Here is a 239-nt window from a genome sequence, read left to right on the forward strand (position 1 = left end):
GGCGTATCGGTTTTAGTGCCGGTAGCTGACTGTCGCGCCGCAATAGTTGCAGCAGGCCCCCATGCGCTTTCTTGCGGCGCAGGTGCAGCGGTAACGGTGATAGTGTCTTCTTTCGGTTCAACCGCTGCCTGTGCATAAACAGACATGCCGCTAACCGCTGTGGCTACTACAACTGCGATTTTACGCAGTGAGTGTTTTGGCTGAGCAGTTTTGGAACGCGCCATTGGTATATCTCTGAT

The 239-nt window shown here is 54.0% G+C and carries 1 protein-coding gene; it reads right to left on the minus strand.

Annotated elements, in window-relative coordinates; all coding sequences use genetic code 11:
• A partial coding sequence (locus SB756_RS34885) for a hypothetical protein (protein WP_410913858.1) occupies positions 1-224 on the minus strand: 224 nt, incomplete at its 3' end.
• Positions 225-239: the final 15 nt, after the last annotated feature.

Origin of the sequence: Pseudomonas sp. SIMBA_068 (genome assembly GCF_046534705.1) — a bacterium.
GTDB lineage: Bacteria > Pseudomonadota > Gammaproteobacteria > Pseudomonadales > Pseudomonadaceae > Aquipseudomonas > Aquipseudomonas putida.